This is a genomic window from Streptomyces sp. NPDC048436 (assembly GCF_043200355.1).
In the GTDB taxonomy this organism is placed as follows: domain Bacteria; phylum Actinomycetota; class Actinomycetes; order Streptomycetales; family Streptomycetaceae; genus Streptomyces.
The window spans coordinates 106,900-130,918 of the sequence record NZ_JBICXP010000004.1 but is presented as its reverse complement, the minus strand read 5'-3'; the positions used below and the strand labels follow the sequence as shown (position 1 = coordinate 130,918).

Below are 24,019 nucleotides of genomic sequence, written 5' to 3'. Positions count from 1 at the left end.
CGCGACTCGCCGGATGACCGCTCCCTGTGCCTCAGCTGACCTTGATCTCGTTGTAGACCGGGACGCTGAACTGGTTCAACGCCACGTCGGAGACCTTGTCCGAATAGCCGGCGCTGCCGTTCTGGTACCAGAGCGGAATGACCGGCATCTGATCGGCGAGCACCTTCTCGGCGTCCTGGAAGGTGCTGACTGCCTTTCCGGTGTCGGTCTCGGCGTTCGCCTTGTCGACGAGCTTGTCGAAGTCCTTGTCGGACCACTTGCCGTCATTGGACGGGGCGTCCGTGTAGTACAGCGGCTGCATGAAGTTCTGGATCAGCGGATAGTCCATCTGCCATCCCGCGCGCCAGGCGCCGTCCAGCTTCTGCTGGGAGGCCTTGCTGCGGAAGTCGGCGAACGTCCCGACCGGATTCCCGACGCAGGCCTTGTCATTGCCGAGGGACTTGTTGATGGAATTGCAGACGGCGTCGACCCATTCCTTGTGCGAGCCGGTGTCCGCGTTGTACGTGATCTTCAGCGTGCCGCCGGGGATTCCGCCGCCGTCGTCGATCAGCTTCTTCGCCTGCTTGGCGTCGTACTTGCAGGGGTCACCGCAGAGCCCCGACTTGTAGCCGCCGGCCTCGCCGAGCACCGGGGACGTCCAGTCGGTGGCCGGGGTGCGGGTCTTCTGGAAGATGGTCTCGGTGATCTGCTCACGGTTGATCGCCATGGAGAGGCCCTTGCGGACCTTCTCCATTCCCGCCTTCGACCACTTGCTGTCGTAGAAGGGGAAGGCCAGCGTCTGGATGATGCCCGCCGGGGTGTTGATGTAGCGGTCGCCCAGGTCGTTCTTGGCGTTCTTGAGCTGCGAGGCGGGAACGTCGTCGACGAGATCGAGATTCCCCGCCATCAAATCCGTGTAGGCGGTGTTGTTGTCGGTGTAGACCTTGAGATCCACACCGCCGTTCCGTGCCTTGTCGTCGCCGCTGTAGCCGTCCCACTTCCGCAGGGACATCTTGGAGCCCTTGTCGTACGAGTCCACGGTGTACGGGCCGTTGCCGACCGGCTTGGAGAGCCAGGCGTCGTGGTCGTCGTAGAACGCCTTGGGAAGCGGCGCGAAGGCCGGGTAGCCGAGGGTCTTTGGCCAGGTGGAGAACTTCTGCGTGAGCTTGACGGTGAAGGTGGTGTCGTCGACGACCTTCAGCCCGGAGAGCTTGTCCGCGCTCGCGTCACCCTTCTCCGGGTGAACCTTGTCGTAGCCCTCGATATAGCCGAAGAAGTAGGCGTTCTTCTGGTTGTTCTTCAGGTGGGCGCCGTAGTTCCAGGCGTCGACGAAGGACTTCGCGGTGACCTTCTCGCCGTTGCTGAACTTCCACCCCTTCTTGATCTTCACTGTGAAGTTCTGCGAGTCCTTGGTGTCGATCTTGTCGGCGATCATCTTCTTGGCCTCGCCGGTCTTCGGGTCGTACCGCATGAGACCCCGGAAGATCATGTCGAGGACCTTGCCGCCCTGCACCTCATTGGTGTTGGCGGGCTCCAGCGGGTTCTGCGGATCACCCCAGGAGGAACCCACGATCCCGGAGCCGTCGCCGCCCCCGCCGCTGTCCCCGCCTCCACCACAGGCGGTCGCCGCGAGGGCGACGGTCACCGCACATGCGGCCCACTTGGCGTGCGTGGCTCCACGCATGGAGAGTCTCCTGTTCTGATGCCGTCCCGGTGCTATCGCCAAATATCGCCGTATCAGCAAAGACACGCACATTTGCCGCGTCCGTACGGGTCCGGGACCTCTTCGGCCGTACGCATGACAGACAGCTCAGCCCAGATATCGGACACATTGCCTGGTTCAACCGGAACACCCCGGCTTGTCCATCACGCTTGATTACGCGAAGGCAAATACCACCCATACCTACAGTCAAGTTCTAGCCAAGGATCTCAAGAGCCCTCCAAGGAGGAACAGGATTCATTGACCGCGCCATAAATGCCTTGCGAAGGTCGCGCCCAGCCCGTGGGGACTTTCCTCCTGCGGAATCCCACGACCCCATCGGGCCACCCAGGAGCGCCATGACCACTCCGACATCCGCCGCCTCAGCCGCACTTGAAGTGACGGACGAAACTGACGGCATACCAGGCTCGCCCAAGAACCAGGGCAGCAAAGGCCGTTCACCTGGCCGACTCGCGTGGACGCGGTTCAAGAGAGACAGGTCGGGCGTCATCGCCGCGTGGGTGGTGCTCTTCTTCTTCGTCATCGCGCTCTGCGCGCCGCTGATCGCGGCGGTGTACGGAAAGAACCCGTACGACACCTACGGACTTGACCAGCCAGGGCTGCTCAACGACTTCAACTACCCGGTCAAGCCCAACGGCGGCATCGACGGCAACTTCTGGTTCGGCGTCGAGCCGGTGCTCGGCCGGGATGTCTTCACGTTCCTCCTCTACGGGATCCGCAACTCCCTTCTGATCGCGGCCGTGACGACGATCCTGGTGACACTGCTCGGGATCACGGTCGGCGTCACCGCCGGATACCTCGGCGGCAAGACCGACTACCTCATCGGCCGGGTCATCGACATCCTGCTCGCCTTCCCCTCCACGCTCTTCTACATCGCCTTCTTCCCGGTGATGATCTCGATCCTGGTCAGCCCCGAGGACAAGATCCCGCTCTGGCTGACCGTCACCAGCCTCATCACGGTGATGACCGCCTTCGGCTGGGCCCCCATGGCCCGCCTGCTGCGTGGTGAGGTACTCGCCCTGCGCGAGCGGGAGTTCGTGGAGGCGGCCAAGGTCACGGGGGCGTCTCCGGCGCGCATCATCTTCAAGGAGCTGCTGCCCAATCTGTGGACGCCGATCCTGATCCAGGCGACGCTCGCGCTGCCCCTGTTCGTCACCGCCGAGGCGGGACTCGCCTTCCTCGGTGTCGGACTCGAGGAGCCCACGCCGGACTGGGGAGTGATGATCCAGAACGGCTCGAAGTACTACCAGGACGACATCACCTTCATGGTGTTCCCCGGCCTCGCCATGGTGATCTTCGTGGTGGCCTTCAACCTCCTCGGCGACTCGGTGCGCGACGCGCTCGACCCGAAGACCAAACGCTGACACTCCCCGGGACCGGCACGCGCGACGGGGCTGTGCCGGTCCGCCTCCGCTCTTACTCCTTCACTCAGGGTTGGTAGCCACATGGCAATTTCACGCAGAAACCTCCTCATCTCGACGTCCGTGGCAGCGGGCGGCTCGCTCGTCCTGTCCGCATGCAGCAGCGGCGACTCGGGCGGCGGCAAGGGCGGATCGCACGGCGGTACCACCGAGTACACGAACGCGACCGTGAAGATCGGCACCAAGGAGGACTCGACCGGGCCCGCGCCCGAGGTCCCCGGCGGGAAGAAGGGCGGCACGATCTACGGCGTCGCCGAGGACGACGCGTCGCACCTGGACCCGCAGCGCATCTACTTCGCGTACAACTCCTCCTTCGCCAACCTCTACGCGCGCGCCCTCACCGGCTACTACACCGACATGAAGGGCCATCAGACCCTGGTCGGCGACCTCGCCACCGACGCGGGCACCCCGTCCGACGACAACAAGACCTGGACCTTCACGCTCAAGGACGGCCTGAAGTGGCAGGACGGCAGCGAGCTCACGGTCGACGACGTCCGGCACGGCTTCGAGCGTGGCTGGGCCCCGTTCATCACCGAAGGCGCCATCTACGCCCAGCAGGCGCTGACGGGCAAGGGCGGCAAGTGGCGTGACGCGTACGAGGGGCCGTACAAGGGCAAGCACCTGGACTCGATCGTCACCGACAAGGCGAAGAAGACCATCACCTTCCACTTGGCGGAAGCCCGCCCGGAGTTCAACTTCACGCTGGCGATGCACTCGTACGCGGCGACGCCCGTGAAGCACGACACCAAGGAGAAGTACGACAAGGCGCCCTTCTCCTGCGGCCCGTACATCGTCAAGCACCGCACCATCGACAAGTCGATGACGCTGACGCGCAACAAGCACTGGGACCCGAAGACCGACCCGATCCGCAACGCCTACCCGGACAGCTTCGAGTTCGAGTTCGGGCCGACCGGCCTGGAGTCCAACGACCGCTTCATCGCGGACCAGGGCAACGACCAGCAGATGGTCGCCATCTACGAGCCCATCCCCGCCGAGCGCATGCAGAAGGTGCTCACCACGCCCGACATCAAGGAGCGCAGCTTCAACGGCCTCTCGTCGGGCACCTACTACTTCGCCATCAACATGAAGCGCGTCACGGACCTCGAAGTGCGCAAGGCCCTCCTCATCGCCTGGCCCCTTGAGCAGAGCCGCAAGATCTACGGCGGCACCTCCGCGGGTGACTACGCGACGACGATCCTCAGCCCCGACATCCTGGGCCGCGAGAAGTTCGACCTCTACGGCAAGCTGGACAAGCCGGAGGGCGACGTGAAGCGGGCCCACGAGATCCTGAAGAAGGCCGGCAAGCTCGGCACCAAGATCGTCTACGCCTTCCCGCGGCGCCCCACGTACGACAAGACCAAGATCGTCATCGAGAAGAACCTGAAGGCCGCGGGCTTCGACCCGGTCATCAAGCCGCTCAACTCGACGGACTTCTACGACCAGGCACAGCGCCTGGACAACAAGTTCGACGTGATGTGGTTCGGCTGGTCCCCGGACTGGCCGACCGCCTACACCCTGATCCAGCCGCTCTTCGACGGCTCGGCGATCGGTGACGGCCAGAACAACATCTCGCAGGTGGACATCCCCTGGATCAATGAGGCGATCAAGAAGAACGCCGTCATCGCGGACCCGAAGGAAGCCGGCAAGGCCTGGGCCGCGCTCGACAAGCGGATCATGAAGGAGGTCGTGCCGATCATCCCGGAGACCTACCAGCGCCGTTGGTACCTGCACGGCTCCAAGGTCGGCGGCGCCATCCACGACCCGCAGTTCGCCGCGACGCTGCTCTGCAAGACGTACGTCAAGGCCTGACGCCCGCCCCGGGGCGGGCTCCCCACGGGGAAAGCCCGCCCCGGCCCCCACCTCCCTAACGGCATCCGTCAGGAATCCCAACTGCCATGCTCCGCTTCCTCATTCGCCGCATCATCGGCGGCGCGGTGATCCTGCTGGTCATCAGCGCGATCGTCTTCCTCCTCTTCTACGCAGCCCCGCGCGATCCCGCGCGCCTGGCCTGCGGCAAGGTCTGCCCGCCGGACACGCTGGCGCTGGTGAAGCACAACCTGGGGATCGCCGATCCGCTGCCCGTGCAGTACTGGCACTGGTTCGAGGGCCTGTTCGTCGGCCGCGACTACGACTCGTACGGCTTCTGTGACGCGCCCTGCCTCGGCTACTCGTTCCGTAACCGCGAGCCCGTCCTCGCCACCATCCTCGACCGCTTCCCGACCACCGTCTCCCTCTCGATGGGCGCCGCGGTCGTGTTCGTCGTCTTCGGTGTGGGCACCGGCATGCTGGCCGCCGTCAAGCAGGGCAAGGCCCTCGACAAGATCGCGTCATCGGCATCGCTCGTCGCGTCCTCGATGCAGATCTACGTCGTCGGCGTCTTCGCCGTGTACCTCCTCACCGACCAGTTGCACTTGCTGGACCGGCCCACGTACACACCCATCTCGGAGAACCCCGCCAAGTGGTTCTCCGGACTGCTGATCCCCTGGCTCGTGCTCGCGCTCATCTTCACCGCGAACTACACACGCATGGCCCGCTCGCAGCTGGTCGAGACAATGAGCGAGGACTACGTCCGCACGGCTCGCGCCAAGGGGCTCTCGCGCCGCACGGTCTTCTTCCGCTTCGCCTGGCGCGGCGCCATGGGCCCGATCGTCACGATCTTCGGCCTCGATCTCGGCGTGCTCCTCGGCGGCGCGATCATCACCGAGAAGACCTTCGCCCTGCACGGCATCGGCGAGCTGTCGGTGAAGGCGGTCGACACCAGCGACCTGCCGCTGCTGCTCGGGGTGGTCCTAGTGGCGGCCGCCGCGATCGTCATCTTCAACATCATCGTCGACGCCCTGTACGCGCTGATCGACCCGCGCGTGCGCCTCGCCTAGGGCTCAGGAGAGAGATCTGATGAGCACCCCTTTCCTGTCCGTACGCGACCTGCGCGTCCACTTCTCCACCGAGGACGGCATGGTCAAGGCCGTGGACGGCCTCGACTTCGACCTGGAGAAGGGCAAGACCCTCGGCATCGTCGGTGAGTCCGGCTCCGGCAAGTCGGTGACCAACCTCGCCATCCTGGGCCTGCACCACAAGGACAGCACCGCCATCGACGGCGAGATCCGGCTCGACGACCAGGATCTCCTCGTCGCGACCGAGCGGGAGCTGGAGCAGCTGCGCGGCAACAAGATGGCGATGATCTTCCAGGACGCGCTCGCCTCGCTCTCGCCGTACCACACCATCGGCCGGCAGATCGGCGAGACGTTCCGCAAGCACACCGGCGCCTCCAAGAAGGAGGCCCGTGCCCGGTCGATCGAGATGCTGACGAAGGTCGGCATCCCCCAGCCCGACCTGCGCGTGGACGACTACCCGCACCAGTTCTCCGGCGGCATGCGCCAGCGCGCGATGATCGCGATGGCGCTGGTCTGCAACCCGGCCCTGCTGGTCGCGGACGAACCGACGACGGCGCTCGACGTGACGGTCCAGGCGCAGATCATGGACCTCCTGAAGGACCTGCAGCAGGAGTTCGGCACGTCGATCATCTTCATCACGCACGACCTGGGCGTCATCGCCGACATCGCGGACGACGTCCTGGTGATGTACGGCGGCCGGTGCGTGGAGCGCGGCACCAAGAAGGAGGTCCTGCGGGCGCCTCAGCACCCCTACACCTGGGGCCTGTTGGGCTCCATGCCCTCGCTGGAAGGCCCGGTGGACGTGCCGCTCTCGCCGATCCCGGGCACGCCTCCCAGCCTCCTCAACCCGCCCTCCGGCTGCCGCTTCCACCCGCGGTGCGCGTTCACCGAGCAGGTCGGGGGAGGGCGTTGCACGGACGAGCAGCCACTCCTGGAACTGACCGACGGCCGTGGCGCCGCCTGCCACCTCACGGCGGAACAGCGGACGCAATTCTTCGCTGACTTCGCGGGCACGCGCACCGACTGACGCACCCGGGCACGCGCACCGACCGACGTACAAGAGACTGGACTTGACCACTATGAGCGACAGCACTCCCCTCCTGGACGTCGCCGGGCTGACCAAACACTTCCCGGTCATGGGCGGCTTTCCGTTCAAGCGCAGGATCGGCGCCGTGCAGGCGGTGGACGGCCTGGACTTCACCGTCGCCGAGGGCGAGAGCCTGGGCCTGGTCGGCGAGTCCGGCTGCGGCAAGTCGACGACGGGCCGCCTGATCACGCGCCTCCTGGAGCCGACGGCCGGGAAGATCTCGTACCGCGGGCAGGACATCACGCACGCCACGCGCAAGCAGCTGGCGCCGGTCCGCTCGGAGATCCAGATGATCTTCCAGGACCCGTACGCGTCGCTGAACCCCCGGCAGACGGTCGGCAAGATCATCTCAGGCCCGATGGAGGTCAACGACATCCACCCGGCGGGCGGGCGGGAAGCGCGCGTCCGCGAGCTCCTGGAGACGGTCGGCCTCAACCCCGAGCACTACAACCGCTTCCCGCACGAGTTCTCGGGCGGCCAGCGCCAACGCATCGGTGTGGCCAGGTCACTGGCCCTTGAGCCGAAGCTGATCGTGGCGGACGAACCTGTCTCGGCGCTCGACGTCTCCATCCAGGCGCAGGTGGTGAACCTTCTCCAGCAGCTCCAGAGGGACCTGGGCATCGCCTTCCTGTTCATCGCCCACGACCTGGCGGTGGTACGGCACTTCTCGCAGCGGGTCGCCGTCATGTACCTGGGCCGGATCGTGGAGATCGCGGACCGCGAGGACCTCTACGGCAACCCGCGCCACCCCTACACCAAGGCGCTCCTGTCGGCCGTCCCTGAGGCAACCCCGGACGACACCCCGCGCCGCGAGCGCATCCTGCTGACGGGAGATGTACCGTCCCCGGTCAACCCGCCCTCGGGCTGCCGCTTCCGCACGCGCTGCTGGAAGGCGACGGACAAGTGCGCTGCGGAGGCTCCGCCGCTGGTGCAGATCGAGGGCAACCGGGGCGGGCACCTGACGGCGTGCCACTATCCGGAGGACTCAACCCAGCTGACGCTCCCCTCGGCCCGCAAGTCCCTCTGACCGCTACCCCTCCGACGCAGGTCTCCACGCCGGACCGCCGCCCCGGAACCGATCCGCCCACCCTTTGACCCGAGCGGGGCGCGGCTGGTTCTGGGGGGGGCGGGCCGGGTGGCGGGGGCCGATTCGGAGGGGCCTCGGAGATCGACGGAATGCACGGAATCCACGAAATCCATGGAATCAGGGGAATCAAGGGGGTGCAGGGAAATCCCGCGCCAGAGGCCTCAGCAGGCGCTCCGCCGGAATTTCTTCGCAATCCCTTGCCACCACCACCGCATGCCTCCGACGCAAGCCGCCCAGGGGCGAGGGAAAGCCCGCCGCCTGCCTCGACCGCATCGCTGAGCAGCGGCGGATGCGGGAGCAACGGAGGCTGCGGGGGCCCGGGAATCCGGTAGACCCGGCAGCCCGTGCCAGCACCGCAGCCCGTGCCAGCCCCGCCAGTCCGTGCCAGTCCCGCAGGCTGTGCCAGCCCCGCCAGTCCGTGCCAGTCCCGCAGGCTGTGCCAGCCCCGCCAGTCCGTGCCAGCCCCGGAGGCCCCGGAGGTCCCGCCAGCCCCGCCAGCCCCGCCAGCCCCGCCAGCCCCGCCAGCCCCGCCAGCCCCGGAGGCTACCGCTTCACCGGGCGGACTCCTCTGCTTCCACCTCGACCACCGAGACCCACTTGCCCCAGCCCTCCACCTCGACCCGGAGCGACGACGAGGACTTGGTCACCCCTGACCAGTACCGGTCCGCCCCCGTCCCGTGCTCCCGCAAGCCGCACTCGGTCAGCGCCTCGCGCAGCAGCCCCACTTCAGCCTCCGCGACGGACGCGCTGTCGTATTCGGTGACGCGCTGCCGGGCATCGGCCCCCTTGTCGCTGTAGTAGCTGGTGCCGTACTGGACCTGATTCGGCGCCTTCCGAACGGCGTACGACTGCGGGCAGCTGTCCGTATCGCCCACCGCGGGCAGCGCCAGATCCCGCGTGTCTTCCTCCTCATCGCCCTTCCATTGCCACTTCCCGGCCTCCGGCATCTGCTCGGGGGCCAGCACCCGCACCACGCCGTCCACCATGAACGGGTTCTCCTTCGGCGTGGCGGCGGGCCGCACGTCCCGCCCTTCACCGCCTCCCGGCATCGCCACCCACGTAGCCGCCCCCGCCACCACGGCCGTGACCGCCACGCCCAGAGCCACCCGCCGCCGCACCGTCCGCCGCCTCCCCCGCGCCCGTACCTGCGCCGCGGTCGGCATCCGTACGGCGACCTCGTCCAGCAGTTCCTCGACCTCAGCCATGGCGGGCCGCCCCTTCCGCGGTGAAAGCAGTCGTCTCGGTCAGGCGCTCCCCCAGCACCTTGCGGGCCCGGCTCAGCCGGGTGCGTACAGCCCCGTTGGAAGCCCCTGTCTCCCGGGCCACCTGCTCCACGGGCAGGTCCAGCAGGTGATGCAGCACCACCGCCTGCCGCTGTGGCAACGGCAGTTCACGCAGCGCGGCCACCAGGCCACCCGGTCCGCCGACAGCTCGGGCACGTCACCCACCGGCCCGTGCCTCAGCTGGGCGCGGAGCCGGTTCCTGGTCCGGCGCCACGTACTGATCGCAAGCCGCGAGGCCACCGTCCGCACCCACGGCAGCGGGTCCCCCTCCCGCGTCAGCCGCTCCCATCGCTGCCAGGCCCGTACGTACGCCTCCTGCACCGCGTCCTCCGCCTCTGCCAGATCCCCGGTCATCGCATAGACCGTGGCGACCAGCCGCTTGGCGGTGGCGGCGTAGAACGCGTCGAACTCCCGAGCATGGTCAAGCTCTTCCATCCGTTGCGTCATCGTCCCCCGTCCGTCCCTCGGTTCGGCTTCCGACATAGTGCTGTGACCGCATAGGTTCACCGGGTTGGTGGCTTCGCCCCGATATTCTGCATGCCATGATCAACTCATATGCGAGTTCCGGCGATGCTGAGGTTGCGATAGCTGGGGCACGTGCTGGCGCGGACGTGGTGCGCAATATGTACGGCCAGCGGCTCACCCGCATCGACAAGGGCGCCGGGGACTTCGCGACCGCCGCCGATGTGGAGGCTGAGAAGACGATCCTCGGCGTCATCCGTGCTGCTCGGCCCGATGACGCGGTTCTCGGCGAGGAAGGCGGGCAGCAGGGTGCAGCCGACGCTGTGCGCCGGTGGTTGGTGGATCCCTTGTGCGGCACGCTGAACTACGCGGTCGGCAACACGCTGGTGGCCGTCAACGTGGCGCTGCGCAACGGGGCGGCGGCGGTGGCCGACCCGTTCAGCAGCGAGGTCTTCTTCACCGACGGTGAGACCGCCTGGGTGCGGTACGGCGGGGTCGATGAGCAATTGGTGCCCACGCCCGCCACCCAACTGGTGGACGTCAACCTGGATCCTCCGTTCCCGAGCGCGCCCCGATTCCGGGCTGTGGACCTGCTGGCCCACCCCGAGTTCGTCGAGCGGTTCCGGCCGCGGGTCGTGTCCACGACGCTGGCGTTGGCCTGGGTTGCGTCCGGCAAGCGCGCCGCGTACGTCACCGATGGTGGTGACCTGTCCGGGAGTGTGCATTTCGCCGCCGGTATCGCTGTGTGTCGGGCCGCTGGCTGCGTAGTCACTGGGATCGACGGCGCCCCTGTCGGGCAGGCAGGCCGCGGGCTTGTGGTCGCCGCTGACGCCGAGACCCACGGGCTGCTGATGTCGATGATCCGCAGCCGAAGCTAGTGCTGTGACCACACCGGTTTAGCCGGATTGGGTCAAGCTGCGGCTTGGAGAGGGCGTCCGCCCCAGCGGATGCCCTTTTCGCTGCGGATGCGGGCGCGCTCTCTGCGTTTGGCGGCCAGGACGTCGGGGTGGCGGGCGTTGGCGTTGCGCCAGCGCAGGTAGCGGTGCAGCGCACGGGTCTGGACCGTGTGGTTCGGGTGGTTCGAGTTGGCCAGGGTGAACTGCCGCAGCGGTCCGAAGTGCGCCTCGATCGGGTTCGCCCAGGACGCGTTGGTCGGGGTGAAGCACAGCTCGACCTTGTTCTTCCTCGCCCATTTGCGGAACTTGGCCCCTTTGTGGGCGGAGAGGTTGTCCATGATCACGTAGATGGGGGCACCGTCGGGCCGGGCCGCGCGGATCGAGCGGAGCGCGGCGAGGCTGTTCACGGCGCCCTTGCGGCGGTGGTTGGCGCCCCAGAGCGTGTCGTCGCCGATCGAGTAGCAGCCGTGGAAGTAGGTGACGCCGTGCGTGCGCTTGTAGGTGGCCGGCAGGCGGTTGGGGCGGCTCTGTTCGGTCCAGCAACTGCCGGCGGTGGGGCGGATTCCGAGCGGCCCGAATTCGTCGAAGGCGAACGTGAGGTCGGGGAAGCGCTCCAGGACGTGCTCGATCCGGTCGAGTTTGGTGTCACGTTCGGGGTCGGTGGACTCCTTCCACGTCCTGGTGCGCTGGAAGGTGACGCCGCGTCGGGCGAGCAGGCAGCGCAGGGCCTCGCGGCCTATGCGGATCACCCGGCCATGGACGCGTCGAAGGTAGACCGCGAGCTTGCGGATCGACCAGCGAGTGAAGGGCTGGCCGAGCTTGGCCGGGCGGGTGGTGGCCGTCCGGACGACGAAGTCCTCGTCGTCAGGGGTGAGCTGGCGGGGACGGCCTCCCGCCCACTGAGGGTCCAGGCAGGCCAGACCGATCTCGTTGAACCGGTGGATCACGTCGCGCACGGTGTCCTCGTCGGCAGCCACGAGCTGGGCGATGACCGGCACCCGGTTGCCGCCGGCCGAGGCCAGCAGCATCATCGCCCGCCGGTAGCGCACCGAACTGGTGCTGCCCCGCCTAACGATCCGCTGTAACTGCTGCCCCTCCTGGTCGGTCAGCCTGCGGACCTTGACCGGCTCTGCCACCACGCCTCCCGGCTCAGCATCGAACGTCTCCCGACATCCAACCGCCCCGAGGCCCAGCACCGCCAACGGCAACCCGGCGAACCAATGCGGTCACAGCAATAGACACGCTCGGCGGCGCCCGGATGTTACGTACGAAAATGGGGGCGCCCGGAACCGAGTGGTTCCGGGCGCCCCCATCACGTACGGCCAAAAGCCGACGCCGAGACTACGCCGCGTGCACGACGTCCTTCTCCTCCGCGAAGTGACACGCCGACTCATGCGCCGCCGGAGTGTCCTGGCCCACGAAGCGCTGCGGGATCGCAAGGAGCGGGATTTCCTCCGCGCACTTCGCCTCCGCCTTCCAGCAGCGGGTGCGGAAGCGGCAGCCCGAGGGCGGGTTCGCGGGGGACGGGACGTCACCGGTGAGGATGATGCGCTCACGGCCCTCGCGCGCCTCCGGGTCCGGCACCGGGACAGCCGACAGGAGCGCCTGCGTGTACGGGTGCGTCGGGTGCTCGTAGATCTGCTCGTCCGAGCCGATCTCCGCCATCTTGCCGAGGTACATCACGCCCACGCGGTCCGAGATGTGCCGGACGATCGACAGGTCGTGCGCGATGAAGAGGTACGAGAGGTTGAACTCGTCCTGGAGCTTCTCCATCAGGTTGATGACCTGGGCCTGGACGGAGACGTCCAGGGCCGAGACCGGCTCGTCGCAGATGATGATCTCGGGGTTGAGGGCCAGACCGCGCGCGATGCCGATGCGCTGGCGCTGGCCGCCCGAGAACTGGTGCGGGTAGCGGTTGATGTACTCCGGGTTCAGGCCCACCACGTCCAGGAGGTCCTGGACCTTCTGGCGGCGCGAGCCCTTGGGAGCCACCTCGGGGTGGATCTCGAACGGCTCCCCGATGATGTCGCCCACCGTCATACGGGGGTTCAGGGACGTGTAGGGGTCCTGGAACACCATCTGGATGTTGCGGCGCACCGCCTTCAGCGCGCGCCCCGACAGCTTGGTGATGTCCTGGCCCTTGTAGAAGACCTCGCCGGCCGTGGCCCGCTCCAGCGTCATCAGGAGCCTGGCGACCGTGGACTTGCCACAGCCGGACTCGCCCACGATGCCGAGCGTCTCACCCTTGTAGAGGTCGAAGGAGATGCCGTCGACCGCCTTGACCGCGCCGATCTGCTTCCTGATCAGGATTCCCTGCGTGAGCGGGAAGTGCTTGACCAGGTTGCGGACCTGGAGGATCGGCTCGCCGCGCTCCACCGGCGCCTCGATGGCCGCGACGGCCTCCTCGGCGGTGGCCGCGTCGACCGTTTCCACCTCGGAGACGTTCGGCATCGCGTCCTGCGGCTCATCCGTCTTCTTGAGCGGCTCAGCCATGGATCGTCTCCTTCCAGAAGTGGCACGCGCTGCCGCGACCCGGCAGCTCCGCGCCGTCCTGCTCGGTCACCGGCACCAGGGCCGGGACGTCCGTACGGCAGATGTCCTGCGCCTTGGGGCAGCGCGGGTTGAAGGCACAACCGGACGGGATGTGGAGCAGGTTGGGCGGCAGGCCCTTGATCGCGTAGAGCTCCTGGCCCTTCTGGTCGAGCCGGGGAATCGACTCGAGCAGACCGCGCGTGTACGGGTGCGCGGGGCGCTTGTAGAGCTCGTGGACCGGAGCCGTCTCGACGATCCGGCCCGCGTACATGACCGCGATCTTGTCCGCGACGTCGGCGACCACGCCGAGGTCGTGGGTGATCAGGATCAGGCCCATGTTGTACTCGCGCTGCAGATCGGCCAGGAGGTCCATGACCTGCGCCTGGACCGTCACGTCGAGAGCCGTGGTGGGCTCGTCGGCGATGATCAGGTCCGGCTCCAGGGCGAGCGCCATCGCGATCATGATGCGCTGGCGCATACCGCCGGAGAACTGGTGCGGGTAGTCGTTCACCCGCTCCTTGGCGGCCGGGATCTTCACCCGCTCCATCAGCTCGATGGCCTTGGCCTTGGCCTGCTTGCGGCCGAGCCCGTCGTGCACCCGGAACATCTCGCCGAGCTGATAGCCCACCGAGAGCACGGGGTTGAGCGACGACAGCGCGTCCTGGAAGATCATCGCGATCTTCCGGCCGCGGATCTTCCTGCGCTCCTCGTTGGACATCTTGAGCATGTCCTGACCGCGGAAGAGGATCTCGCCCTGCGGGATCTTCCCCGGCGGCATGTCGAGGATGCCCATGATCGCCTGAGCGGTCACGGACTTGCCGGAGCCCGACTCACCGAGGACGGCGAGCGTCTCGCCCGCGTCCACGCTGTAGTTGACGCCGTTGACGGCCTTGACCTCACCCTCGCGGGTGTGGAACTCGACGTGCAGGTCCTTGACGTCGAGCAGCCTGCCGCTCTTTTCCTCACCCGAGCGGGGGGCGGGAACCGAGTCTTCCTTGATGTCGATGCTGGTCATTTACGCCTCCCTCAGCGCAGCTTCGGGTCGAGGGCTTCGCGTACGGCGTCACCCATCATGATGAACGCCAGCACAGTCATGCTGAGCATCCCCGCGGGGAAGATCAGCGTGTGCGGGTTGTTCCGGATGTCGCTGAGGGCGTCGGAGATGTCGCCGCCCCACGAGAGCGCGTCGTCACCGAAGCCGAGACCCAGGTACGACAGCGTCGACTCGGCGACGATGTACGTGCCGAGGCTGATGGTCGCCACGACGATCACCGGGGCGATCGCGTTCGGCAGGATGTGCCGGAACAGGATGCGCTTGGTGTCTGCGCCAAGTGCCCGCGCCGCGACCACGTAGTCCGAGTGCTTGGTGGTGATGACCGCGCCACGCATCACACGAGCGATCTGCGTCCAGCCGAGGAAGGCCAGCGCGCCGATGATCACCGGAGCTGTGCGCTTCTCGAAGGCGTTCAGCACGACCATCGCGCCGAGCAGGAACGGGATGCCGAAGAACACGTCGGTGAGCCGGGACAGCAAGCTGTCCCAGAAGCCGCCGAAGTAACCGGCGAGCATGCCGACCAGGCCGCCAAAGAGGGTGACCAGGATGGTCACGCCGAGTCCGACCATGATCGAGTTGCGTGTGCCGTAGACCACCCGCGCGTAGATGCTGCGCCCCTGACGGTCGTAGCCGAACCAGTCCGGCTGGAAGACGTGACCGAGGCTGGGCTTCTGCAGGAAGTGGTGCGTCAGGTCGCCTGAACTCGGACTCGCGCTGGTGAACATGCCCGGGAAGGCCGCCACGAGCAGCAGCACCAGGATGAGCGCCGACGAGATGAGGAACAGCGGCCTGCGGCGCAGGTCACGCCAGGCGTCGTCCCAGAGGCTGCGCGGCTTGCCGGGCGCATCACCCGCGTCGACGATGGCCTCGTCCGCGTCGACGATGGCCTGCTCGTCCGCGGCGGCGGTCTTGGTGATGTCAGGCATAACGGATCCTCGGGTCCAGGACCGCGTAAAGCAGGTCGACGAGCAGGCTGGCGAGGAGGTACACGAGCACCAGGACGGTGACAACTCCGACGATGACTGCTCCCTCGCGCTGGAACAACGCTCGGTAGAGCAGATTTCCGACGCCGGTCACGTTGAAGATGCCCTCGGTGATGACCGCGCCACCCATCAGGGTGCCGATGTCCGTACCGAGGTAGGTGACCACCGGGATCAGCGAGTTGCGCAGCAGGTGCCGGGTGATGATCCGCTTACGCGGGAGACCCTTGGCGACAGCCGTACGGATGTAGTCCGCCTGCCGGTTCTCGGCGATGGAGGTGCGGCTCAGCCGCGCCACGTACGCGAGACCGACGAGTCCGAGCACGAGGGCCGGCAGGAGCAGCTCGCCGAAGTTCTCCGAGTCCTGGACCGTCGGTGTCACCCAGCCGAGCTGGTTGCCGAAGATCAGCTGGAGGAACAGGCCGAACACGAAGATCGGCACGGAGATCACGAGGAGCGTGAAGAGCGTCACCGAGTTGTCGAGGATGCGTCCTCGCTTCACACCGGCCAGCACGCCAAGGCCGATGCCGACGATGAGCTCGAACGTCCACGCCATGGCGGCGAGCCGAGCCGAGACCGGGAAGGCCTGCGTGATCTCGTCGAGGATCGGCCGGTTACCGGCGATGGTATTGCCGAAATCGCCCTGCAGCAGACCGCCCATGTAGTGGAAGTACTGCTGCCACAGCGGCAGATCGAGCCCGCGGTCGTGCTTGATCTGCGCCACCTGTGCGGGGTCCGGCGGCTTGTCTCCCCAGAGCGCCGCGACCGGGTCACCGGGCAGCACATTGACCATCAGGAAGATCAGCAGGGTTGTCCCGATGAAGACCGGGATCATCTGGAGCAGTCGCCTCGCGACGTAACGCCCCATGGTGGTGCCTCCGTCCATTGCGGAGCCGCCCGTGAAGCGACGCCCGGGATCGCCGGGCGTCGCTTCACGAGTACGGAACTCCGGCGACTGCTACTTCTCGAAGACCTCGACCTCGGTGAGGATCGGGTCGCCGGCCTGGTCGAACTCGATCTTCTTCACGTTGTTCGAGTACGCGGAGAGCGTCTTGTTGTACCAGAGCGGGATGCCCGGGAAGGTGTTGACCAGCTGCTTCTCGGCCTGCTGGTACAGCTTCGCGGACTCGTCGATCGACTTGGCCGCGTCGGCCTTCTTGGTCAGCTCGTCGAACTTCTTGTCCGAGAAACCGCCCTTGTTGCCGTCGACGTTCGTGCCGTAGAGGTCGGCGAGGAAGTTGCCGTTGAACGGGTAGTCGAGCACCCAGCCGGAGCGGTACATCGACTTGACCTTCTTCTGGTCACGGATCTCCGTGTCCGCCGCGAAGTCGGTCACCGGGTCGCCGACGCACTTGACGCCGGTCGAGTTGGTGATCGAGTTGCAGACCGCGACGACCCAGTCCTTGTGCGGCTGGTCGGCGTTGTACTGGATCTTGACCTCGTTGCCCGGGACACCGCCGCCGGCCTTGATGGAGGCCTTGGCCTTCTTGGCGTCGAACTTGCAGAACTCGCCACAGGCGTCGTTCTGGTAGCCCTTGACGCCCTTGGCGACCCAGCCGGTGGCCGACTCGCGGGTGCCGTTGAACACCGTCTTCGCGATGGTGTCACGGTCGATCGCCATCGAAAGGCCCTGGAGGACCTTGACGTCGACGTCCTTCCACTGCTTCGTGTAGAAGGCGAAGTTGACCGTGTTGATCGCCGAGAAGTCCTGCTCGATGGCGCGGTCGCCGAAGTCCTGCTTGAAGTTGGCGATCTCGCTGTTCGGCACGATCGGCATGGAGTCGACGTTGTCCGACTTCAGGTCGGCGTACGCGGCCGTGTCCTTGTTGTACGCCTTGAAGTTCACGCCGCCGTTCTTGGGCTTGTTGGAGCCCTTGTACTGCGGCCAAGCGGTGACCTGGATCGACTTCTTGTGGTCCCAGCTCTTGAACTTGTACGGGCCGTTGCCGACCGGCTTCTCGCCGTACCCCTTCGGGTCCTTCAGCGCGCCCGAGGGCAGCGGGTAGAAGGGCGCGTAGACGAGCTTGTACGCGTAGTACGGGATGCCCGAGTTCAGCGTGATGGTGAAGGTGTTGTCGTCGACGACCTTCAGGCCCTCCATCGCCTTCGACTTGGCCTTCCCCTTCTCGGGGTGCACCTTGTCGTAGCCCACGATGTCGCGGTACCAGGCGCTGTTCTGCTGACCGTTGGCCGGGTCGGCCGCCCAGTTCCAGGCATCCACGTACGACTTGGCGGTAACGGCCTCACCGTTGTGGAACTTCCAGCCCGCCTTCAGCTTGACCGTCCACACCTTCGAGTCCTTGTCGGGGGTGACCGACTCGGCGTTCTCGTAGGTGATGTTGCCCTGCTTGTCGTAGTGGACCAGGCCCGTGAAGAGCGAGTCGATGACGACGCTGCCGTACGCCTCCATGGTGTTGGAAGGCTGCAGGGCGTTCTGCGGCTCACCGTTGGCGTAGCTGACGATCCCCTTGGGGTCGACCTTGCCACTGTTGCCGCCGCTGTCGCTGTCGCCACCGCAGGCCGTTGCCGTCAGCGCCACGACGCCCGCTATCGCAACCCACTTGGCGCTCTTGGCACCACGCATGGAGTTCCTCCTCATGAGTCCACTTGTTCACTACAAGAGGGGGTACGTGAAACCGCGCCGACACCCCTGACGGCGCGTAGATCGAAGTACCCCAGTGTGCTCGTGAGTCGGCGCTCCCCACAGCGCGTGACCCATTGACCCGAGCTATACGCGGTCAACTATTAGCCATGAGATACCGCCCGACCACACTCTTTTGGTCTCGGTTCAATCACACCTGGTGCGTACAACTTCCAAAATCCGGACAAACCGATCCGAGATAGATGGTTGCGAAACGGACGTGTTACACATCTACCGGTCAATGATGTCCGTATTCCGGACAGTTGGCTCAGGAAAACCGGTTGCGGTGCACCGCGTCGGAGACGACCGACGGCGCCTTCGGGGGACGTCGGGCGGACGCGCGTAGATGCGCGGAGAGTCGCGAAGGCGCGGAATCCCCCACCCCCGAGGTGTGCGCCAGCGTAGCGCCGCCTGGAGCCCCGCAGAGGGGCAACTCCCGCGGACGGCAGAGGGGCAACTCCCGCGGACGCACGAGAGGCCGGTTTCCACTCCTCCTCCTGGAGGGGCGGAAACCGGCCTCTGTTGCCGAATTCGCCGAACGGCGGCGGCAGTTGCGCCGAGCCCGAGGTTTTAGCCGGGCTTTGCTCCGGCCTTAGCCGTGCTTGGCGCGCGAGGCGCTGCGGCCGCGCTGCTTGGCGTCCAGGACGACCTTGCGGATACGCACGGTCTCCGGGGTCACCTCGATGCACTCGTCGTCGCGGCAGAACTCCAGGGACTGCTCGAGCGAGAGCTTGCGGGCGGGCACGACGTTCTCGGTCGTGTCCGCGGAAGCCGCACGCATGTTGGTGAGCTTCTTCTCCTTGGTGATGTTCACGTCCATGTCGTCGGCACGCGAGTTCTCACCGACGATCATGCCCTCGTACACCTCGGTGCCGGCCTCGGTGAAGATGACACCGCGCTCCTGGAGGTTGACCATCGCGAACGGCGTGACCGAACCCGAACGGTCCGCGACGAGCGAGCCGTTGTGACGGGTGCGCAGGTCGCCGAACCACGGCTCGTGACCCTCGAAGATCGAGTGCGCGATGCCGGTACCGCGGGTCTGGGTCAGGAACTCCGTACGGAAGCCGATGAGGCCACGCGACGGGACGATCCATTCCATGCGGATCCAGCCGGAGCCGTGGTTGGTCATCGTCTCCATGCGGCCCTTGCGGGTCGCCATCAGCTGCGTGATGGCGCCGAGGTGCTCCTCGGGCGAGTCGATCGTCATGCGCTCGATCGGCTCGTACGTCTTGCCGTCGATCTGCTTGGTGACGACCTCGGGCTTGCCAACCGTCAGCTCGAAGCCCTCGCGGCGCATCTGCTCGACCAGGATGGCGAGCGCGAGCTCACCACGGCCCTGGACCTCCCAGGCGTCCGGGCGCTCGGTGTCGAGGACCCGGAGGCTCACGTTACCGATGAGCTCCTTGTCCAGACGGTCCTTCACCTGACGGGCGGTGACCTTGTGGCCCTTGCCGCCCTTGCCGACCAGCGGCGAGGTGTTCGTACCGATGGTCATGGAGATCGCCGGCTCGTCGACCGTGATCAGCGGCAGCGCGATCGGGTTCTCGGGGTCGGCGAGGGTCTCACCGATCATGATGTCCGGGAATCCGGCGACGGCGCAGATGTCGCCCGGGCCCGCCTTCTCGGCCGGCTTGCGGGTGAGCGCCTCGGTCATCATCAGCTCGGTGACGCGGACGTTGGACATCGTGCCGTCACGCTTGATCCAGGTGACGGTCTGGCCCTTGCGCAGCTCACCCTGCTCGACGCGGCACAGCGCGATACGGCCGAGGAAGTTGTCGGCGTCCAGGTTCGTGACGTGAGCCTGGAGCGGGGCCTCCTCGTCGTACTCCGGAGCCGGGACGGTGTCCAGGATCGTGGAGAAGAACGGCTCCAGGTTCTCGCTGTCGGCCGGGACGGTGCCGTCCTCCGGCTTGGTCAGCGAGGCGACGCCGTCACGGGCGCAGGCGTAGACGATCGGGAACTCGATCTGCTCCTCGTCCGCGTCCAGGTCCAGGAAGAGGTCATACGTTTCGTCGACGACCTCGGCGATGCGCGAGTCGGGACGGTCCGTCTTGTTGATGCACAGGATGACCGGCATCTTGGCCGCGAGGGCCTTGCGGAGCACGAAGCGGGTCTGGGGCAGCGGACCCTCGGAGGCGTCCACGAGGAGCACCACCGCGTCCACCATCGACAGGCCGCGCTCGACCTCACCACCGAAGTCGGCGTGGCCGGGGGTGTCGATGATGTTGATGGTGATGACGTCGCCGCCATCCTTCGGGTGGTACTTGACGGCCGTGTTCTTGGCCAGGATCGTGATGCCCTTCTCACGCTCCAGGTCGTTCGAGTCCATCATGCGGTCGTCGAGCGACTCCGCAGCGTGCGCGGCGAAGGAGCCGGCCTGCTTGAGCATGGCGTCGACCAGGGTGGTCTTGCCGTGGTCGACGTGGGCGACGATGGCAACATTACGAATGTCATGGCGCGTGGGCATACGAGCTGCGCTTCTCCCGGGAAGAGTGGATTGGCGGCGCGTACGGTCCGGTACGCGTGCCCTGCCGGGCAGAACACGCCACGGCCTCACCCCAGTCTACGTCCCTCCCGGGGAGGCGGCCTCCGCGGGGCCCTTGCGGGGGGCTTGAGCTGGGGTTTTACCCCCTGGAGCAGGCTCTGCTAGGCGCTCTCGGCGTGCGGTGCCAGCTCCACGCGCAGCTGGAGGTCCAGGGCCCGGGCCAGCCGGTCGAGCACCGGGATCGTGGGCACGGTGCCGCCGCCCTCGAACCGCGCCACAGCGGACTGCGTCATGTCCGCCCTGCGCCCGAGCTCACTCTGCGAGAGCCCCAGCGCCTGGCGCCGCTCGCGCACGGCTTCAGCGAGCGCGAAGCGGAGTCGCGCGGCGGCGTACTCCTCTTCGATCTCCGGCGTGATGGCCCGCGCCGCACGCGCGTCGGCAAGGCTGCTGCGCCTGGTCTGAGTCACGACTCCTCCTCATCCACGGTGTGCCCCTCTTCCTGGCAGCGCTTCATGGCCTGCCGCGCTCGCTCCACCTCGGCGAACTCACGCATCCGCGTCTTGGGAAACACCGTGAGCATGATGATGCGGCGGCCCGAGGCGATCCAGTAGGTGACGCGGACCCGATCGCCCCCGCAGTAGAAGCGCAGCTCTCTGAGTTTGCCGTCGAGCTGGCGCGTGTACGGCTCGTCGAGGAGGACGCCGCGCTGTTCGAGCAGGTCGAGGTGCATAAGGGCCTGAGCCCAGCGTTTGTCGTCGAGCCCGGACAGCCACGCATCGACTTCCGGCTCCAGTTCGACGGTACCCCACTTCATAGCATCAACGCTATAAACCGGGGCGCGCCCGTGGCGGTGGATTGCTGTGCAGTCACCCGATCGTGAGAGGGGAGGGGTAGGGGTGATCGTCCCGGGTCATGGGTGGAAACGACCTTGCCCGCCGGAGGCACCGGCGGGCAAGGGAGTTGAGCGGAATCTGAGCGTGACCTGCGGCGGAGCTACTTCTCGGCGGGTTTCTCCGGCTTGCCGCCCGGCTTCCCCGGCCGCTCCCCGGCCTGCTTCCCGCCCGGCTTCCCCGCCTGCTCCCCGCCCTGCTTCAGGAAGCCCATGTCCTCGAAGTCCGGGGACTGGAAACCGAACGCCCCCGCGTTGGCGAGGTTCGGCCGGGCCGCCACCAGCTGCGGGCGCTGGTAGAGAGGAATCGATCCTGCCTCGGCCCAGATGCGCGCGTCCGCCTTCCTGACCAGCGAACGCCCCTCATCCTCGTCCAGCTCCCCCATCGCCTGGTCGAAGAGCTGGTCGATGTGGTCCGTACCGACCCGCGTGTAGTTCTGCTCGACGTTCAGCGACCCGTCCGCGGCCGGCACCGGCTTGGCGAAGATCGGCCGTGCGTCCGTGGCGGGGAAGGCGGTCGCGGGCCAGGAGTAGAGGGCGAGGTCGTACTGGCCGGACGCGATGTGGTCCTTGAAGTAGCTCTCGTCGGCGACCTTCGCCGTCTCCGTGCGGACCCCGATCTTCTCCAGCATCCGCAAGATCCGGTCGGCCACGGTCCGCAGGGATTCCGAGCCCTCGCCGGACGGCAGGACGAAGCGGAGGGTGAGCGGCTTGCCGTCCTTGGCCATGGGGCCGCCCACGGCCGAGGCAGGCTCGGCCGGTGCCGCGGTGCCCTTGGGGGCGTACGCACCCTGCGCGCCCCCCTTCCCCGCCCGCTTCTCGGCGCGCTGCTTGGCATGCCCGCCCGGGTCCTTCTTCTTCTCCTTGTCCGCCTCGCGGTGCGCCACGAGAGACACCGCCTGACGGTTCAGCGCCGCCCGCTGGTACGCCGCCGCCGGAGCGGGCGCGAGGACCGAGGTACCGCTCTCCCCCGGCTTCTCGTCCTCCTCGCCGACGACGTACGTGCCGTCTCCGGAGTCCTCATTCGAGTCGGAGTCCTCACCCGAGCCGGACGAGTCAGACGATGAAGCGGCGGTGTCCTTCTTCGAAGCAGTGTCCTTCTTCGAAGCGGTGCCCTTCTTCTTGGTGTCCGCCTCGCCTCCGGCCGTCTTCCCCTTCTCCTTCTCCTTCAGCGGCCCACCCGGCGTCCACCCCGCGTCGGCGAGCAGCGCCCGCGCCTCGGTGGTGTCCTGGTCGCCCAGGGCCCCGCTGTTGTCCGCGTACGCCTGCTGCCCGGCCAGGGCCAGGTGGCTGCCGACCGGCTCGGCGGGCAGGCCGAGCGGCGAGAGGACCGCCTTGGCGAGCGCGTCCCGGTCAAGCGCGCGGGCCACCGCGCGCCGCACCCGGTCGTCGGCGAGCGGGCCCTCGGTGCCGTTGAGGGCGAGCTGCGTGTAGGCCGGTTCGAGGGACTTGCGGACGGTGTAGCCCCGCAGGCCCGTCTGCTCGGTGGAGTACTTCGTGACCGCCTTGTGCGCCTTCTTGCGGGCCCGCTGCTCGGTGTCGGCCGCCTCCTCGTCGGAGCCGTGGGCGATCGCCCAGGAGCGCAGCGCCTTGCCCGGGGTGAGCCGCGCCTCGGGGCCGTGGCTGAGCGGGCCCTGGGCGCCCTTGTCACGGGCGGCGTCGGTGATGCGCCGCGCCTCCGGGGCGTCGATCTCGGCCAGGTCGACCTTCCCCGCCGCGATCGCGGCGGCCCGCTCGCCGCGCGGCACCTCGCGCAGGACGAGCTTGGAGAGCTTGGCGGGCTCTCCCCACCAGCGCGGATTGCGGACCAGCGTGACCTCGTCCGTCTTGCGGTCGACGTCCTGCACCGCGAACGGACCGGCGCTCACCTTGAGCTTGCGCCGCGCGCCGTCGTTGAAGGAGTCAGGAGTGCCCATGACCTCCTTCGGGTACAGCGGCGAGAAGAGCGAACGCCAGTCCGCGTAGGGCTTGTTGAACGTGACGCGCACCTCAAGGTTGTTCTCGCCGCGCTCGATCTTCTCGATGCGGTCGTAGCCCGCGTTGCGTGCCGTCCAGTACGCGCTGTCCTTCCCGGACAGGGCACGCTGCTGCGCAGCGAAGTCATCGGCCCCGATCTCCCGGCCGTCGCTCCACACCGCCTGCTGGTTGAGCTTGTAGAGCACGACCTGCTTGGGCTCGCGCTCGACGACCTTCGCGGACTCCAGGAAGTCGGGGTTCTGCTGCGCCCTGCCCTGCGCGTCGAGGCGGTACATCGACGGCAGGACCGCGCCCGCGATCCGGGAGGTGCCCGCGTCGGCGTCGGACTGGAAGGAGTTGAGGGTCTCCGGCATCGCGTCAAGGGCCCAGTTCATGGTCCCGCCGTCGGCGACGCGGTCCCGGGCCGCGGGGGCGATGTCCTGACCGGCGGTCGGGGAGCCGGCCTCGTCCTGAGAGCTGCAGGCGGCGAGGGCGGGCAGAGCTAGCACGCCCGTGGCGAGGAACACGGCAGATCTCAGTCTGGCGCGGTCGTGGGACATGGCGGGTTACCTCCGGGGCTCGCCCGGCCGCCCGCTACCAGGATCGGGCCGGGTTTGATCACGTTTGGCGGTATATGGAGCTGATCACATCTA

Annotated in this window: 18 protein-coding genes and 1 pseudogene; 6 read left to right on the top strand and 13 right to left on the bottom strand. The window is 67.3% G+C overall.

Annotated elements, in window-relative coordinates:
• Window positions 1-31 precede the first annotated feature (31 nt).
• Window positions 32-1,663 (bottom strand): ABC transporter substrate-binding protein, encoded by a 1,632-nt coding sequence (locus tag ACGFX9_RS15430; RefSeq protein ID WP_393470893.1) that lies wholly within the window; start codon window positions 1,661-1,663, stop codon window positions 32-34.
• Between the two features lie 374 nt (window positions 1,664-2,037).
• Between ACGFX9_RS15430 and ACGFX9_RS15425 the strand changes: the two genes are divergently transcribed.
• From ACGFX9_RS15425 to ACGFX9_RS15405, 5 genes are all read left to right on the top strand, one after another.
• A complete protein-coding gene (locus ACGFX9_RS15425) occupies window positions 2,038-3,063 on the top strand; it encodes an ABC transporter permease (protein WP_393470890.1) in 1,026 nt (341 codons plus the stop codon).
• A gap of 81 nt (window positions 3,064-3,144) precedes the next feature.
• Entirely contained in the window at window positions 3,145-4,929 is a 1,785-nt protein-coding gene (locus ACGFX9_RS15420) for an ABC transporter substrate-binding protein (RefSeq protein WP_393470886.1), read from the top strand.
• A gap of 86 nt (window positions 4,930-5,015) precedes the next feature.
• Window positions 5,016-5,996 (top strand): ABC transporter permease, encoded by a 981-nt coding sequence (locus tag ACGFX9_RS15415; RefSeq protein WP_393470884.1) that lies wholly within the window; start codon window positions 5,016-5,018, stop codon window positions 5,994-5,996.
• Window positions 5,997-6,015: 19 nt separating this feature from the next.
• The gene (locus ACGFX9_RS15410) at window positions 6,016-7,041 is read left to right on the top strand and encodes an ABC transporter ATP-binding protein (protein ID WP_361833212.1); all 1,026 of its coding nucleotides are present in this window, start codon (window positions 6,016-6,018) and stop codon (window positions 7,039-7,041) included.
• A gap of 52 nt (window positions 7,042-7,093) precedes the next feature.
• Window positions 7,094-8,128, top strand: a complete 1,035-nt coding sequence (locus ACGFX9_RS15405; RefSeq protein WP_393470881.1) for an ABC transporter ATP-binding protein — start codon at window positions 7,094-7,096, stop codon at window positions 8,126-8,128.
• Between the two features lie 611 nt (window positions 8,129-8,739).
• Here ACGFX9_RS15405 and ACGFX9_RS15400 read toward each other — a convergent pair.
• Together ACGFX9_RS15400 and ACGFX9_RS15395 are read right to left on the bottom strand one after the other, a co-directional pair.
• Window positions 8,740-9,393 (bottom strand): hypothetical protein, encoded by a 654-nt coding sequence (locus ACGFX9_RS15400; protein ID WP_393470878.1) that lies wholly within the window; start codon window positions 9,391-9,393, stop codon window positions 8,740-8,742.
• Window positions 9,386-9,918, bottom strand: a pseudogene (locus ACGFX9_RS15395) (SigE family RNA polymerase sigma factor). Before ACGFX9_RS15395 ends, ACGFX9_RS15400 begins: the two are co-directional and overlap by 8 nt.
• A gap of 95 nt (window positions 9,919-10,013) precedes the next feature.
• Here ACGFX9_RS15395 and ACGFX9_RS15390 point away from each other — a divergent pair.
• A complete protein-coding gene (locus ACGFX9_RS15390) occupies window positions 10,014-10,811 on the top strand; it encodes an inositol monophosphatase family protein (protein WP_393470876.1) in 798 nt (265 codons plus the stop codon).
• A gap of 32 nt (window positions 10,812-10,843) precedes the next feature.
• Here ACGFX9_RS15390 and ACGFX9_RS15385 read toward each other — a convergent pair whose 3' ends face one another.
• The 10 genes from ACGFX9_RS15385 to ACGFX9_RS15340 all read right to left on the bottom strand — a co-directional run bounded on the left by ACGFX9_RS15385 (window position 10,844) and on the right by ACGFX9_RS15340 (window position 23,926).
• Window positions 10,844-11,965 carry an IS630 family transposase gene (locus ACGFX9_RS15385; RefSeq protein WP_393470873.1) on the bottom strand — a complete coding sequence of 374 codons (1,122 nt, stop codon included), beginning with the start codon at window positions 11,963-11,965 and terminating at the stop codon, window positions 10,844-10,846.
• A 205-nt stretch (window positions 11,966-12,170) separates the two neighbouring features.
• Entirely contained in the window at window positions 12,171-13,322 is a 1,152-nt protein-coding gene (locus ACGFX9_RS15380; RefSeq protein WP_393470870.1) for an ABC transporter ATP-binding protein, read from the bottom strand.
• Window positions 13,315-14,376: an ABC transporter ATP-binding protein gene (locus ACGFX9_RS15375; RefSeq protein ID WP_393470867.1), complete on the bottom strand. Its 1,062-nt coding sequence runs from the start codon at window positions 14,374-14,376 to the stop codon at window positions 13,315-13,317. The genes ACGFX9_RS15380 and ACGFX9_RS15375 overlap by 8 nt, the downstream gene beginning before the upstream one ends.
• Before the next feature lie 11 nt (window positions 14,377-14,387).
• Window positions 14,388-15,341 (bottom strand): ABC transporter permease, encoded by a 954-nt coding sequence (locus ACGFX9_RS15370; protein ID WP_393470865.1) that lies wholly within the window; start codon window positions 15,339-15,341, stop codon window positions 14,388-14,390.
• Window positions 15,334-16,263 (bottom strand): ABC transporter permease, encoded by a 930-nt coding sequence (locus ACGFX9_RS15365; RefSeq protein WP_393470862.1) that lies wholly within the window; start codon window positions 16,261-16,263, stop codon window positions 15,334-15,336. Before ACGFX9_RS15365 ends, ACGFX9_RS15370 begins: the two co-directional genes overlap by 8 nt.
• Before the next feature lie 90 nt (window positions 16,264-16,353).
• Window positions 16,354-17,979, bottom strand: a complete 1,626-nt coding sequence (locus ACGFX9_RS15360) for an ABC transporter substrate-binding protein (RefSeq protein ID WP_393470859.1) — start codon at window positions 17,977-17,979, stop codon at window positions 16,354-16,356.
• A gap of 649 nt (window positions 17,980-18,628) precedes the next feature.
• Window positions 18,629-20,503 carry a translational GTPase TypA gene (typA, locus tag ACGFX9_RS15355; RefSeq protein WP_393470856.1) on the bottom strand — a complete coding sequence of 625 codons (1,875 nt, stop codon included), beginning with the start codon at window positions 20,501-20,503 and terminating at the stop codon, window positions 18,629-18,631.
• A gap of 179 nt (window positions 20,504-20,682) precedes the next feature.
• Window positions 20,683-20,988, bottom strand: a complete 306-nt coding sequence (locus ACGFX9_RS15350; protein WP_393470853.1) for a helix-turn-helix domain-containing protein — start codon at window positions 20,986-20,988, stop codon at window positions 20,683-20,685.
• Window positions 20,985-21,335 carry a type II toxin-antitoxin system RelE/ParE family toxin gene (locus ACGFX9_RS15345; protein ID WP_393470850.1) on the bottom strand — a complete coding sequence of 117 codons (351 nt, stop codon included), beginning with the start codon at window positions 21,333-21,335 and terminating at the stop codon, window positions 20,985-20,987. Before ACGFX9_RS15345 ends, ACGFX9_RS15350 begins: the two co-directional genes overlap by 4 nt.
• 179 nt (window positions 21,336-21,514) lie before the next feature.
• On the bottom strand, window positions 21,515-23,926 hold the full coding sequence (locus tag ACGFX9_RS15340; RefSeq protein ID WP_393470847.1) for an ABC transporter family substrate-binding protein: 2,412 nt from the start codon (window positions 23,924-23,926) through the stop codon (window positions 21,515-21,517).
• Window positions 23,927-24,019: the final 93 nt, after the last annotated feature.